Source organism: Pseudomonas sp. UBA6753, from assembly GCF_002453565.1.
GTDB lineage: Bacteria > Pseudomonadota > Gammaproteobacteria > Pseudomonadales > Pseudomonadaceae > Aquipseudomonas > Aquipseudomonas putida_Z.
This window is the reverse complement of sequence record NZ_DKHD01000002.1, coordinates 79610-93620: the sequence shown is the minus strand read 5'-3', so window position 1 is coordinate 93620 and position 14011 is coordinate 79610. Positions and strand designations below refer to the sequence as shown.

Below are 14011 nucleotides of genomic sequence, written 5' to 3'. Positions count from 1 at the left end.
GAGGTGAGCATGGCGACGGAGGCTCTGTTGCAAAGATTGGCGGCAGTCAGAGGTAGGCTGTCGCTCTGCGCCGATCAGGCGGCTGCTGCGAAATGGTGGTTGAGCATGCCCATGGCCTCCGTCAGCGCCGAGGGCCCAATGCCAAAAGCTCTCTCCACAAGGCGCACCTCGCCCCTGATGCCGGGCTGCAGGCACCAGGGGCGAGCCTGTCCTTTGCGCAGGGCTCGCATGACTTCGAATCCCTTGATCGTGGCATAGGCCGTGGGGATCGATTTGAAACCGCGCACCGGCTTGATCAGTATCTTGAGCTTTCCGTGATCGGCCTCGATCACGTTATTGAGATACTTCACCTGCCGGTGGGCCGTCTCCCGGTCCAGCTTTCCTTCGCGCTTCAATTCGGTGATCGCTGCACCATAGCTCGGCGCTTTGTCGGTATTGAGCGTGGCAGGCTTTTCCCAGTGCTTCAGGCCTCGCAGGGCCTTGCCCAGGAACCGCTTCGCTGCCTTGGCGCTGCGGGTCGGCGACAGGTAGAAATCGATCGTGTCGCCCCGCTTGTCGACTGCCCGGTACAGGTAGGTCCACTTGCCCCGCACCTTGACGTAGGTTTCATCCAGGCGCCAGCTCGGATCAAAGCCACGCCGCCAGAACCAGCGCAGCCGCTTCTCCATCTCCGGGGCGTAGCACTGGACCCAGCGATAGATCGTCGTATGGTCGACCGAAATGCCGCGTTCCGCCAGCATTTCCTCAAGGTCGCGATAGCTGATCGGATAGCGACAATACCAGCGCACCGCCCACAGGATCACATCACCCTGGAAATGGCGCCACTTGAAATCCGTCATCGTTCCGTCCGTCCAATCTCCGCCAAGCATGCTCAAGCTTCACGATTTTTGCAACAGAGCCCACACGAGTATTGAGCATAGCCGAGATTGGTGCAGATCACTTCTGATATTGAACTGTCAGGAGCTGGCTGCACAACAGCCATTACGCCCAATCAACTGGTGCAGTCGTCTTCTGAAAATGACATTTGGTATCTCTCATAAACGGATGTTTTTGAGAGAACTATCTTCGGCCTTCACACGCACGAAAGGCGGCGAAGCTCCGCCGTTAATCCGTCCGCCGGAGATCTCGCCCAGGCAGGCTGAAGGCCGAGCAAGCCTGACAGGCCCGAAAAGCCCGGCACGGGCGTCGGCGGCGATGACGGCGGCGGCATTATCCAGGGTTGATGATGGAAGTGGAGGATATCGACAACCTCTCGCGCAACCAAGACATCGCGGTCGGACTGCAAGTGATCTTGAAGCCACGGGCCCGTCCCACCCCGACATGGACCTCGATGCCCGAACGGACGTTAGATTTCGAGTTCTAGGCGTTCTGCGATGAAGGTTGGATCCCAGCCGGGATTGAAAGTGTCGACGTGGGTGAATCCGAGCCGCTCGTATAGGCCACGCAGGTTCGGGTGGCAGTCGAGCCGCAGCTTGGCGCACCCCTGCGTTCGCGCGGCATGGCGGCAAGCCTCGATCAGCGCGGAGCTGACACCCCGGCCCGCATGTGTCCGTCGCACCGCGAGCTTGTGCAGATATGCGGCCTCCCCCTTGAGGGCGTCGGGCCAGAACTCGGGATCCTCGGCCGACAAGGTGCAACAGCCGACGATGCCGTCGCTGCAACTCGCGACTAGGAGCTCGGATCTCAGGACGAAGGTCTCCGCGAATGTCCGGTCGATCCGCGCGACGTCCCAGGCGGGCGTTCCCTTGGCGGACATCCACGCCGCAGCGTCGTGCATCAGCCGCACAACCTCGTCGATATCACCCGAGCAGGCGACCCGAACGTTCGGAGGCTCCTCGCTGTCCATTCGCTCCCCTGGCGCGGTATGAACCGCCGCCTCATAGTGCAGTTTGATCCTGACGAGCCCAGCATGTCTGCGCCCACCTTCGCGGAACCTGACCAGGGTCCGCTAGCGGGCGGCCGGAAGGTGAATGCTAGGCATGATCTAACCCTCGGTCTCTGGCGTCGCGACTGCGAAATTTCGCGAGGGTTTCCGAGAAGGTGATTGCGCTTCGCAGATCTCCAGGCGCGTGGGTGCGGACGTAGTCAGCGCCATTGCCGATCGCGTGAAGTTCCGCCGCAAGGCTCGCTGGACCCAGATCCTTTACAGGAAGGCCAACGGTGGCGCCCAAGAAGGATTTCCGCGACACCGAGACCAATAGCGGAAGCCCCAACGCCGACTTCAGCTTTTGAAGGTTCGACAGCACGTGCAGCGATGTTTCCGGTGCGGGGCTCAAGAAAAATCCCATCCCCGGATCGAGGATGAGCCGGTCGGCAGCGACCCCGCTCCGTCGCAAGGCGGAAACCCGCGCCTCGAAGAACCGCACAATCTCGTCGAGCGCGTCTTCGGGTCGAAGGTGACCGGTGCGGGTGGCGATGCCATCCCGCTGCGCTGAGTGCATAACCACCAGCCTGCAGTCCGCCTCAGCAATATCGGGATAGAGCGCAGGGTCAGGAAATCCTTGGATATCGTTCAGGTAGCCCACGCCGCGCTTGAGCGCATAGCGCTGGGTTTCCGGTTGGAAGCTGTCGATTGAAACACGGTGCATCTGATCGGACAGGGCGTCTAAGAGCGGCGCAATACGTCTGATCTCATCGGCCGGCGATACAGGCCTCGCGTCCGGATGGCTGGCGGCCGGTCCGACATCCACGACGTCTGATCCGACTCGCAGCATTTCGATCGCCGCGGTGACAGCGCCGGCGGGGTCTAGCCGCCGGCTCTCATCGAAGAAGGAGTCCTCGGTGAGATTCAGAATGCCGAACACCGTCACCATGGCGTCGGCCTCCGCAGCGACTTCCACGATGGGGATCGGGCGAGCAAAAAGGCAGCAATTATGAGCCCCATACCTACAAAGCCCCACGCATCAAGCTTTTGCCCATGAAGCAACCAGGCAATGGCTGTAATTATGACGACGCCGAGTCCCGACCAGACTGCATAAGCAACACCGACAGGGATGGATTTCAGAACCAGAGAAAGAAAATAAAATGCGATGCCATAACCGATTATGACAACGGCGGAAGGGGCAAGCTTAGTAAAGCCCTCGCTAGATTTTAATGCGGATGTTGCGATTACTTCGCCAACTATTGCGATAACAAGAAAAAGCCAGCCTTTCATGATATATCTCCCAATTTGTGTAGGGCTTATTATGCACGCTTAAAAATAATAAAAGCAGACTTGACCTGATAGTTTGGCTGTGAGCAATTATGTGCTTAGTGCATCTAACGCCGGAGTTAAGCCGCCGCGCGTAGCGCGGTCGGCTTGAACGAATTGTTAGACATCATTTACCAACTGACTTGATGATCTCGCCTTTCACAAAGCGAATAAATTCTTCCAAGTGATCTGCGCGTGAGGCCAAGTGATCTTCTTTTTGTCCCAGATAAGCTTGCTTAGCTTCAAGTAAGACGGGCTGATACTGGGCAGGTAGGCGTTTTATTGCCCAGTCGGCAGCGACATCCTTCGGCGCGATTTTGCCGGTTATTGCGCTGTACCAAATGCGGGACAACGTAAGCACTACATTTCGCTCATCGCCGGCCCAGTCGGGCTGCGAGTTCCATAGCTTCAAGGTTTCCCTCAGCGCCTCGAATAGATCCTGTTCAGGAACCGGGTCAAAGAATTCCTCCGCTGCCGGACCTACCAAGGCAACGCTATGTTCTCTTGCTTTTGTAAGCAGGATAGCTAGATCAATGTCGATCATGGCTGGCTCGAAGATACCCGCAAGAATGTCATTGCGCTGCCATTCTCCAAATTGCAGCTCGCGCTTAGCCGGATAACGCCACGGGATGATGTCGTCATGCACGACAAGGGTGACTTCTATAGCGCGGAGCGTCTCGCTCTCGCCAGGGAAAGCCGAAGCCTCCATAAGGTCATTGAGCAATGCTCGCCGCGTCGTTTCATCAAGCTTTACGGCCACAGTAACCAACAAATCAATATCGCTGTATGGCTTCAGGCCGCCATCCACTGCGGAGCCGTACAAATGCACGGCCAGCAACGTTGATTCCAGATGGCGCTCAATGACGCTTAGCACCTCTGATAGTTGGTTCGAAATTTCGATGGTCACCGCTACCCTCATGATGTCTAACTTTGTTTTAGGGCGACTGCCCTGCTGCGTAACATCGTTGCTGCTCCATAACATCAAACATCGACCCACGGCGTAACGCGCTTGCTGCTTGGATGCCCGAGGCATAGACTGTACAAAAAAACAGTCATAACAAGCCATGAAAACCGCCACTGCGCCGTTACCACCGCTGCGTTCGGTCAAGGTTCTGGACCAGTTGCGTGAGCGCATACGCTACTTGCATTACAGTTTACGAACCGAACAGGCTTATGTCCACTGGGTTCGTGCCTTCATCCGTTTCCACGGTGTGCGTCACCCGGCAACCTTGGGCAGCAGCGAAGTCGAGGCATTTCTGTCCTGGCTGGCGAACGAGCGCAAGGTTTCGGTCTCCACGCATCGTCAGGCATTGGCGGCCTTGCTGTTCTTCTACGGCAAGGTGCTGTGCACGGATCTGCCCTGGCTTCAGGAGATCGGAAGACCTCGGCCGTCGCGGCGCTTGCCGGTGGTGCTGACCCCGGATGAAGTGGTTCGCATCCTCGGTTTTCTGGAAGGCGAGCATCGTTTGTTCGCCCAGCTTCTGTATGGAACGGGCATGCGGATCAGTGAGGGTTTGCAACTGCGGGTCAAGGATCTGGATTTCGATCACGGCACGATCATCGTGCGGGAGGGCAAGGGCTCCAAGGATCGGGCCTTGATGTTACCCGAGAGCTTGGCACCCAGCCTGCGCGAGCAGCTGTCGCGTGCACGGGCATGGTGGCTGAAGGACCAGGCCGAGGGCCGCAGCGGCGTTGCGCTTCCCGACGCCCTTGAGCGGAAGTATCCGCGCGCCGGGCATTCCTGGCCGTGGTTCTGGGTTTTTGCGCAGCACACGCATTCGACCGATCCACGGAGCGGTGTCGTGCGTCGCCATCACATGTATGACCAGACCTTTCAGCGCGCCTTCAAACGTGCCGTAGAACAAGCAGGCATCACGAAGCCCGCCACACCGCACACCCTCCGCCACTCGTTCGCGACGGCCTTGCTCCGCAGCGGTTACGACATTCGAACCGTGCAGGATCTGCTCGGCCATTCCGACGTCTCTACGACGATGATTTACACGCATGTGCTGAAAGTTGGCGGTGCCGGAGTGCGCTCACCGCTTGATGCGCTGCCGCCCCTCACTAGTGAGAGGTAGGGCAGCGCAAGTCAATCCTGGCGGATTCACTACCCCTGCGCGAAGGCCATCGGTGCCGCATCGAACGGCCGGTTGCGGAAAGTCCTCCCTGCGTCCGCTGATGGCCGGCAGCAGCCCGTCGTTGCCTGATGGATCCAACCCCTCCGCTGCTATAGTGCAGTCGGCTTCTGACGTTCAGTGCAGCCGTCTTCTGAAAACGACAGATCTTTTGGACTTGGGATTTACCGCTTTCCTGTCACTTTTCCTGTACCGAAATCAGTGTGAGAAAAACGTATGGGAAAGCGGATTGGGTATGCCCGAGTGTCGACTGATGATCAGAACCTCGACCTGCAGCGAGATGCACTTGCTCTGGCTGGGTGCTCAACAGTCTACGAGGAGACCATAAGCGGCAAGTCGGCGGACAGGCCGGAGCTTGGGCATTGCCTAAAAGCTCTGCGTAGTGGTGACACTCTGGTTGTCTGGCGACTGGACCGCCTCGGTCGTTCTCTGCCTGACTTGGTTGGGATTGTCAGTAGCTTGGAGCGGGAAGGGGTGGCCTTCGAATCCATGACCGAACGAATCGAAACCACCAGCGCTGCCGGTAAGCTGATCTTTCACGTGTTCGCTGCCCTGGCGGAGTTCGAGCGCAACCTCATTCGAGAGCGAACTCGTGCAGGGCTGGCTGCGGCTCGTGCCCGTGGGAGAAACGGTGGACGCAAGCCTGCGCTGGATGATCGTCAGGTACGTGAGATACGAGCTCTTCTCAGAGATCCTGAGATACAGGTAACCGATGTTGCCCGACGGTATGGCGTTTCTCGAACAACGCTTTACCGCTACGTCGGTTCGCAGAAATCATCTGCGGTCGTTTAAGTGGTGGTGGTATTTTCCGCTGAAGTTGTCCAGATAATTTTGGGCGCTATGACCTGGCAGGCAAGTGACGGATGTCTCCGGCGCACTACGTGTGCCGTACTACCACTGAATAAAAATAGGGAGTTTTCATGTCGGTGCATTTTTCTGTGAAGGGATGCGTTGGTACCTTGCTGTTGGTTGCGCTAGTTGGGTGCTCCAGTACCCCGAGGGTCACGTTGCCAGAACCTAAAAATGTTCCTCGCGAGAAATGGTCCGATGCCATGCTGGTTCTGGAAGCCATGCGCATCGATGGTCAGCGCGATATTCCAAGGGAAATGGTCGGGAACGAGGTAAATAACTTGAGCGCGCTGGGGTCTTCGGGAGGCTCTGGAGGTCTGGCGACGGCAGGTTTGGGATACGTGTCACCTCCAACTGGTTTTAGCAGCGCAGGAGCAGCCTCTCTTGGCGTCGGGTTGTTCTTGCTGGGTGGTGGCAGCGCTGGCCCTGTCTATCATTACCAGGTTGCTGCGTGGGTGCCTGAGGAACTCGCGTCTAACCCAAAGGAGGCATCTGCGTTGGTCAGGTTGGCCTGGCTTGATGCGAGAGAAAAATACTTCGGTGGGAAAATCTCAAAGTTGCGTCATGAGCCGGCTAAGTACGCTGACGGATCAGGCAAGAAATACGACAGGCTTGCAGATTTGGCTGCTGGGAACCCTGCACCGTTCGACGCTCCGGCGAGCGCTGCGCCAGCATTCATTTCGGCCGAGAAAGCCTACGGCCCGATTTTCCTGACCGATCCCTCAGGCGAACTATTTGCTGACGCTAGCAGAGCTGATAAGGACGGCATGGATGCGCTGGCGGGTATTGCTCGTCACCTGCCCGAATGGATATATGCATACTACCCTGGACGGAATTGGCCTACGGACTTCCGACCTGCCGCTATTTACAACAAGAACGGCAATCTCTATTTCATTGGGAAGTAGTTCGTGGTCGACCTGTGCGCCTGGCGTGCCGGGTTTTATCTGCGGAATCAGTCATACAGACTCTCTCGCGAGTCGAAGGCGTTCAATAAAAACGAAGATGCTCAACACGAGTATTGAGCACCTTCGACGTGCGTTGAGCGCCTTCAGGGAGCGGTGGGAAGCTCCCATGCCCATCCGCCCTGCATACCTGTTTTGTGTGAACGTATACCTAGCTGTTTCTGGGCTCTGCGAAGTGACGCCGAAGAAATGCAACGTTCTTCAGCTAAAGCCATCAACGCATTGATTGCAACAGGCCCAGCTTGCAACGTCTCCTCAAGAAAGCTGCGCGCTTCTTGAGTAGCTGATGCGGGTCTGGCGTCACCCGTTTGCTCGATAGCAGCGAGAATGGCTTCAGCGCTACCATCGATGGCCTCTCCCCATCGGATGCAGGTTGTCTCCAACTGCTCGTCTATAACGATGGGCTCAACGAAATACTCGATTCCTCCGTTATCAATCGAAACGTTGGACTTGGCTCGGACAAGCACCCTGGCTTCTGAATTTTGATCCTTCTCTGCCACCAGTACAGTGCGAGCGAGCGCGGAGAATGCCTGGCTGCCGATTACACGATTAGCGGCGGAGGACTGGGCCGTACCTTTGCTCAGGTGAGATATGCCGAGGACAGCGCAACAATGCCGCTCTGCAAAATCCACTACCATTTGTAGCCCTTGCCGAACCTCGTTTGCTCGGTGCATATCCCCACGAATAAGATTGATCAGTGGATCGAAAATCAGCAATGAAACGCCGTCAATACGTGCTGCTGCCTCATTCAAAAGGGCAAAGTTGGCTGCAGGATCAAACTGTCGCCTGTTCCCGCGCTGATCACTTAGCCCTTCGATTATGTGCACGCGGGTTAGGTCTGCATCTGCAGCCGTAAGGCGGGGAATGATCGTGTCAGCGATACCATCCTCGCCGCTCCAGATTACGATGTTGCCTGCTGCCTCACATTTGCTGCCGTCTGGCCAGTCACCACCTCTGCTGAGCGTGGCGGCCAGCGAGATTGCCAGCGTGGTTTTGCCGCATCCACCTGCGCCGGCAAGAATGGATAACTTTGCCTTTGGCAGCCAGCCTGGCCAAATCCACTGGATTTTTTCCGCTGGGATATCGACCGCTGCTGTGAGTTCTATCATCCAGCCCGGTTGTTGAGGTGTTCGGCGCTGCATTACAGCGCCTCCCTTTGCCGAATCCAAGCCTGGACTTCGCTATTACGCCAACCGACGCTGGAGCCGCACAAAAGGCGCTGTCGCGGGAAAAGGCCTTCCGAAATTTTCCGATAGATCGTTGAACGTTTTAGGCCGACGATTGCCTCGACATCGCGCAAACGAAGAATTTTGTCATCGTCGCTGACATCGTCAGAGTTGCTAACGTGCATTGCCATAGGTTTGAGTCCTAGGTTCTGAAGCGTGGGGCAGCGTCCTCCGGCACTACTGCTAAAAAGGGTAAAAGACGGATATCGGCTGGCTATATAGCGAGCAGGGGCATTTGCCACACGCATAGGTATATGCGCGTTTCCGAGATTGATGTTCGGTAGCGTCGGAGGTCGTTGTGGGCTACAGAAGTTCTAGGGCCCTAAGGCTTCTAGTGGCAGAACGGACTGAGAGTGTCCTGGCCAGATACGCAAATCAACCAAGGGCAGCTGATGCGGGCCGTTCAGCGGATGCGAACGAGGCGAAGTTTTTAACATCGTTACCAGGGCGACGTGGCGGACCGTTGCGGATCGATATGGATCGCTTGGGACGAACACTATTTAACATGAGAGTGCCGGGCTGGCAATCAGCAGGTGCTCTGCCTTGGTTGGGAAAGGGTGGCCCAACCAAGGCAATAGTTGACTGAGTGCTCAGCGTTTTATCGGACTCAACTAGTCATCTGTACCGATATCGAGTTTGGGCAATCCCTTGACGATTTTCTGGGTTTCCAAGCTCACGGTGACCACGCGCTGGAACAGCTCCAGAGGGTATTTGGGGTTGCCCATGGTTTCGGTTGCCCAGTCGTTGGCGTCGTTGACGATGCCGCTGGCTTTGTCGGTGCGCACGGCTTGGCGTTCCATTACCCAATCCAGCGCAGCTTTGCCGTTGACCACGTAATCCCAAGCCACCTCGGGGATGCCCTTGAGGGTGATACGGGGGTTATAGATGACTGTGGTTTTGTCGCCCTTCTTGGCGAACTTCATCTTCTCCACTCGGTAGTCGGCATCGGTCAGCGTGCCCTTGGCCTCGATGGTCAACGGGTACGGCTCGACAGTTTCGTAGTTCAGGTGAAGGTCAGCCAGGGCGCGGCCTGCTTTGCTGAAAGCCCAGAAGTCGGCGGCCTTCTTGACAGCCGGGATGCGCGGCAGCTCTTTGCTCAGGTTGTCAGCAAAGCGCTCGCGGTAGTCTGGGGAGTGCAGGATGCCGTAGACGTAGTAGAACAGGTCTTCTTTGCTGATCTGCTCGCCGGGGTAGGTGGTATTGAAGTGTGCAAGGCCGGCATCGGTGATGGCATCGCGCCGGCGCAGCCCGGCTTCAGTGGGCTCGGAAAAGAGATCTTTTTTCGAGGCCTGTGCGGTTTCGTCGTAGAGGTACAGGGGGAAGCACTGCGAACCCTCAATATCCACGAAGTGAAGGCTTGGTACATGGCGAGAAATCAAGGCGCTAAATGCAACCTTTTCACCTGTGGCAGAAACGCCGATCACCAAATTCTCAGCCACGGCATCGGGAAAAATGCGCGGCATCTGGTAAACCATCTCGTTGAATCGACGGTTGAAGTACAACCATTGCTTGGTGAAAGGGCGATAAAGTGCAGGCACCAAGCAGTCGACCTCGAAGGCATAGTTGCGATCTTTGCCAAGATCCTGCTTCAGTGCGCGAGTCCAACTGATGCGTGTCGGATCGGTGTCAATAAATCCATCCACCTGAGCCTGACGGCCCTTGGTATCCAGCCCCGGATGCGCCGCATTGAAGCGCTTTACTTCAGCGTTGTAGAAACCAATCATGCCTTCCATATTGGTCGCTAATTTGGCTTTGCAGGAATTGAAGGCCCAAGCATCACGCTGAGTTTTCACGCCATTGGAGTAGTTGTCGAACAGTGTAAGTGCGCTTTTGTCGTCCTTTTCGCCCAACACAATGAACTGGTTAAAGCTGTCGTCACGCTGCTTAACCCAGTCCCCGTGCTCATCCGGGGTGATCGGCTGCCACTGCTCGATGCCGGCCACGCTGCTAAAGCCGGCGATCTTCTCCAGCTTTTCCTCACGGCTGAGGTAGTCGCCTATGTCGTTGAAATTAATCTGGCCACAAGCCTCTGCGTTAGGATTCTTGACCAATAGGGAGATGGCAATAGGCGCTCGACTACCCATGCCAAACACGTTGTCCTTTTCCTTCCGGCGTGTTTCACCTGATGTGCGGGCGTTCCCGCGCAGATGGAACACATACAGGCTGGAAAACTCATCATTTAGGCACTTCCGCAGTCCGTCAGTAGTGCTGGCATCTACAAAGCCGGCGTTGGTAACAAAGCCGATGATCCCGGCATCACCGATACGATCGCTGGCCCATCGGATGGCGCGAATGTAGCTGTCATACAGCGAGTTCTTGTTGGTTGCTTCAGAACGCGCTCCGTATGTATCACGAATGCGTGCGTCCAATGATGGATAGGGCACATTGGCATTGTTGGCATTGGCATCTCCTTGACCAACCGAATACGGCGGATTACCCACAATCACCCGTATATCCAAATCCTTCTGGCGCTGACGCCGGGCGCTGTTGTCCTCCAGCAGCGCGCTTACCAAATCGTCCTTTTCGTACATCTGGAAGGTGTCGGTCAGGCAGATACCTTCAAACGGGGTGTATTCGTCAATCACTTCGCCGTGGTATGCCGCTTCGATATTGATGGCCGCGATGTAGTAGGCCAGCAGTACCAGCTCGTTGGCGTGAATCTCGTGTCTGTATTTGTGCGGCAGCTCGTCCGGCTTGATCAGGCCTGACTGGATCAGGCGGGTGATAAAGGTACCGGTGCCGGTGAACGGGTCAATGATGTGGACGCCCTTGCTGCCCAAGGTCTGGCTGAACTCCTGCTGCAGCAGGTGATTGACGCTGTGCAGAATAAAGTCCACGACCTCAACCGGGGTGTAAACGATCCCTAGGCGCTCAGTCATCTTGGGGAAGGCATTGCGGAAAAACTTGTCGTACAGCTCGACGATGATCTTCTGCTTGCCTTGGGCATTGTTGATGCCGGCAGCGCGTTGCCGCACGCTGGCGTAGAACTTATCCAGGGTATCGGCTTCCTTGGCCAGGTGATGTTCATGAAGCGCGTCCAGTACGCCTTGCATGGCCTTGGACATGGGGTTGTGGCTGGCGAAGCTGTATTCATCGAACAGCGCGTCGAACACTGGCTTGGTTACCAGGTGCTGGGCGAGCATTTCGACAATCTCGCCATCGCTGATGCTGTCGTTGAGGTCGTCGCGCAGCTCGGTGGCGAAGGCATTGAATGCGGTCTTTTCCTGGATGTTGGCAGGGTTCTCCAGGATGCCCTGAATGCGGTCGATATGGGTGCGGGCGATCTTGGCGATGTCGTTGGCCCAGTCTTCCCAGTGGTGGCGGTTGCCGCACTTGTCAACGATCTTGGCGTAGATGGCCTTCTCGATTTCCCCCACCTCATAGGCCAGCTCGGCCTGCTGGGTCATCTGGCCTTCGACATCGTACTTAGCGCGTTTCTCACCAATGCCGTACTGGCCTTTGCCTGCCTGGCCGTTGCTGGTGCCACTAGCTTTCCTGGCCTTTTTCTCGGCCTTGTCGGTGATGGCGATGACTTCCATCTTGCGCGGGTCAGAGCCAATCAGGTCGAGCTTATTGACCATGGCGTCGAAGCTGTCGTCGTGCGAGCGCAGTGCCTGAAGCACCTGCCAGACCACCTTATAGGTCTGGTTGTCGTTGAGCGCTTCATGGGGCTCCATACCGGCAGGAATAACCACCGGCAGCACCACATAGCCACGCTTCTTGCCCGGTGCGTTGCGCATTACCCTGCCAACGGATTGCACCACGTCGACCTGGGAATTACGCGGGGTGAGGAAAAGCACGGCGTCCAGCGCTGGCACGTCGACACCTTCAGACAGGCAGCGCACATTGCTGAGGATGCGGCAGGTGTTGGCTGGCGGTTCTTCCTTGAGCCAGTTGAGCTTGGCTTCCTTGGCACTGGCGTTCATGCCGCCATCGACGTGTGCGGCTTCGCAGATGATGCGTGAGGCCTCATCGATGTTTTCTGACTCCTGATAAGCTTCTACCACCGACTGGAACATGCTGGCGATGTTGATCGAGCTGACCTTGTGCTTGGTGCCCTTGTAGTTGGGCGAGATGACCTGGCAGAAAGCTACAGCGCGCTTCATGGGTTGATCATCACCCACCAGGTTTTCCGCCAGTCCCTGCTTGGCCAGCGCCTTCCAGCAACCGACTATCTTGGCGGCGTCATCTACCTTGAGCTGGTTGTTCTCGTCCTTCAGCATGTCCTGAAGGCGGCGGCTGATGGTGCTCTCCTCGACGGTGAGTACCAGCACTTTGTAATCAGTGAGCAGGCCGCGCTGAACGGCCTCGGAGAAGTTGATGACGAACAGCTCTTTGCCGTACAGCGCCTCGTCATCCATCGAGCACAGTGTGACTTCGCCGGACTCAGCCTTGAGCTTGGCGTTGTCGCCATAGATGCGCGGCGTGGCGGTCATGTACAGGCGTTTGCTGGCGCGGATGTAGTCGGCATCATGGATGCGCACGAAGGTGCTTTCGTCGTCATCATCAAAGGTTGCGCCGGTAGTGCGGCGCGCTTCGTCGCAGATCACCAGATCGAACGTGGCCATGTCATGCTCATGCTGGGCGCGGCTGATCACGTCGATGGAGTGATAGGTGGAGAACACCACGCTCATGTGCTCGGCATCGTGGCGCTTGAGCATTTCCGCTGCGAGGCGATCCGCCTGGGTGGTAGCCGGGTAGCGCAGCTCGTGGGTGAACACCTGAACCGCGTCATCCTCTGCTTTGCGCTTCTTGCCTACGTCACTGTCGGAGCAGACGGCAAAGCTGTGGAGCGGGGTGGTACTTTCCTGCGTCCATTCGGTAAGGGTCTGCGATAGCAGCGACAGGCTGGGCACCAAGAACAGTACGCGCTTACCCTTACCGGTCTGCTGCTCGGCAATCTTCAGGCTGGTGAAGGTCTTGCCGGTGCCGCAAGCCATGATCAGCTTGCCGCGCTCGGCATCCTTGAGGCCGGCGGCTACGGCGTTTAGTGCGGTCTGTTGGTGATCGCGAAGCTGCTTCTTGGCCTTGAGGGCGACTGCCTGATTGGGTTGATACTTGGCCCAGTCAATTTGGCTGTCTTCCAAGGCTTGTAAGTCGATCTTACTGACTGGGGGCTGCTGGCCTTGAAGCGCATCCTCGGCGTGCTCGCTCCAGTTGTTAGTGGTGGTAACGATGACGCGGTGCGAGAACGGCGTTTTGCCCGAAGCGGTAAAGAAACTGTCGATGTCTTTCTTCTGGACTTTGTAGTCCTCGGCATACAGCTTGCACTGGATAGCGTGGTATTGGCCGGTGCCCTGGGTGCGAGCCACTAAATCAATGCCAGCATCTTTGCCGCTGAGTCCTTGCTCCTTGGCCCATTGCGCATATGTCCATACCTTTTCGTACAGGTCGCGGTAGGTGGCTTCGTTGCGCAGATAAGTGCAAACCAGCTCTTCGAAGTAAGTACCTTTTTCGCGTTCGGTGACAGAAGCGCTGCGGTAGGTAGTGAGCAAGGCTGATAAGGCTGACATCGGCAGGAATTCCTTTTGAACTATGCGTGGCGCATTGCAGACGCCAAATCCGCGCAGTTTAGCAATTCAGCCCGTACTCATGCGAAGCGATGGTGCTTGTGCTGGTTTCAAGGGGGCCGGCTGATGGCGCGAGCGC

At 56.9% G+C, this 14011-nt stretch carries 10 protein-coding genes and 1 pseudogene; 3 read left to right on the top strand and 8 right to left on the bottom strand.

The features are described from left to right. Positions 1-74 precede the first annotated feature (74 nt). From B2790_RS00645 to B2790_RS00620, 5 genes and pseudogenes are all read right to left on the bottom strand, one after another. Positions 75-839, bottom strand: a complete 765-nt coding sequence (locus B2790_RS00645; protein ID WP_001389365.1) for an IS6-like element IS6100 family transposase — start codon at positions 837-839, stop codon at positions 75-77. A gap of 506 nt (positions 840-1345) precedes the next feature. Next, positions 1346-1846, bottom strand: coding sequence for a GNAT family N-acetyltransferase (locus B2790_RS00635; RefSeq protein WP_000376623.1), 501 nt, complete (start codon positions 1844-1846; stop codon positions 1346-1348). A 127-nt stretch (positions 1847-1973) separates the two neighbouring features. After that, complete coding sequence (gene sul1 / locus B2790_RS00630) at positions 1974-2813, bottom strand: sulfonamide-resistant dihydropteroate synthase Sul1 (RefSeq protein ID WP_000259031.1); 840 nt, start codon at positions 2811-2813, stop codon at positions 1974-1976. Further along, complete coding sequence (locus B2790_RS00625; RefSeq protein ID WP_000679427.1) at positions 2807-3154, bottom strand: quaternary ammonium compound efflux SMR transporter QacE delta 1; 348 nt, start codon at positions 3152-3154, stop codon at positions 2807-2809. Before B2790_RS00625 ends, sul1 begins: the two co-directional genes overlap by 7 nt. Positions 3155-3270: 116 nt before the next feature. Continuing rightward, positions 3271-4109: pseudogene (locus B2790_RS00620) on the bottom strand (AadA family aminoglycoside 3''-O-nucleotidyltransferase). A gap of 145 nt (positions 4110-4254) precedes the next feature. On the opposite strand from B2790_RS00620, the gene intI1 reads away from it, so the two are divergent. The 3 genes from intI1 (at position 4255) to B2790_RS00605 (ending at position 7079) form a co-directional block, all read left to right on the top strand. After that, complete coding sequence (intI1, locus tag B2790_RS00615) at positions 4255-5268, top strand: class 1 integron integrase IntI1 (protein WP_000845048.1); 1014 nt, start codon at positions 4255-4257, stop codon at positions 5266-5268. A gap of 273 nt (positions 5269-5541) precedes the next feature. Continuing rightward, the gene (locus B2790_RS00610) at positions 5542-6117 is read left to right on the top strand and encodes a recombinase family protein (RefSeq protein ID WP_049275875.1); all 576 of its coding nucleotides are present in this window, start codon (positions 5542-5544) and stop codon (positions 6115-6117) included. A gap of 128 nt (positions 6118-6245) precedes the next feature. Then, on the top strand, positions 6246-7079 hold the full coding sequence (locus tag B2790_RS00605; RefSeq protein ID WP_286918025.1) for a hypothetical protein: 834 nt from the start codon (positions 6246-6248) through the stop codon (positions 7077-7079). Between the two features lie 143 nt (positions 7080-7222). On the opposite strand, the gene B2790_RS00600 is transcribed toward B2790_RS00605, so the two are convergent. From B2790_RS00600 to B2790_RS00590, 3 genes are all read right to left on the bottom strand, one after another. Next, positions 7223-8278: an AAA family ATPase gene (locus B2790_RS00600; RefSeq protein WP_041167256.1), complete on the bottom strand. Its 1056-nt coding sequence runs from the start codon at positions 8276-8278 to the stop codon at positions 7223-7225. Then, a complete protein-coding gene (locus tag B2790_RS00595) occupies positions 8278-8487 on the bottom strand; it encodes a helix-turn-helix transcriptional regulator (RefSeq protein ID WP_225850701.1) in 210 nt (69 codons plus the stop codon). Before B2790_RS00595 ends, B2790_RS00600 begins: the two co-directional genes overlap by 1 nt. Positions 8488-8973: 486 nt before the next feature. Next, positions 8974-13875, bottom strand: a complete 4902-nt coding sequence (locus tag B2790_RS00590) for a DEAD/DEAH box helicase (RefSeq protein ID WP_286918024.1) — start codon at positions 13873-13875, stop codon at positions 8974-8976. Between the last annotated feature and the right edge of the window lie 136 nt (positions 13876-14011).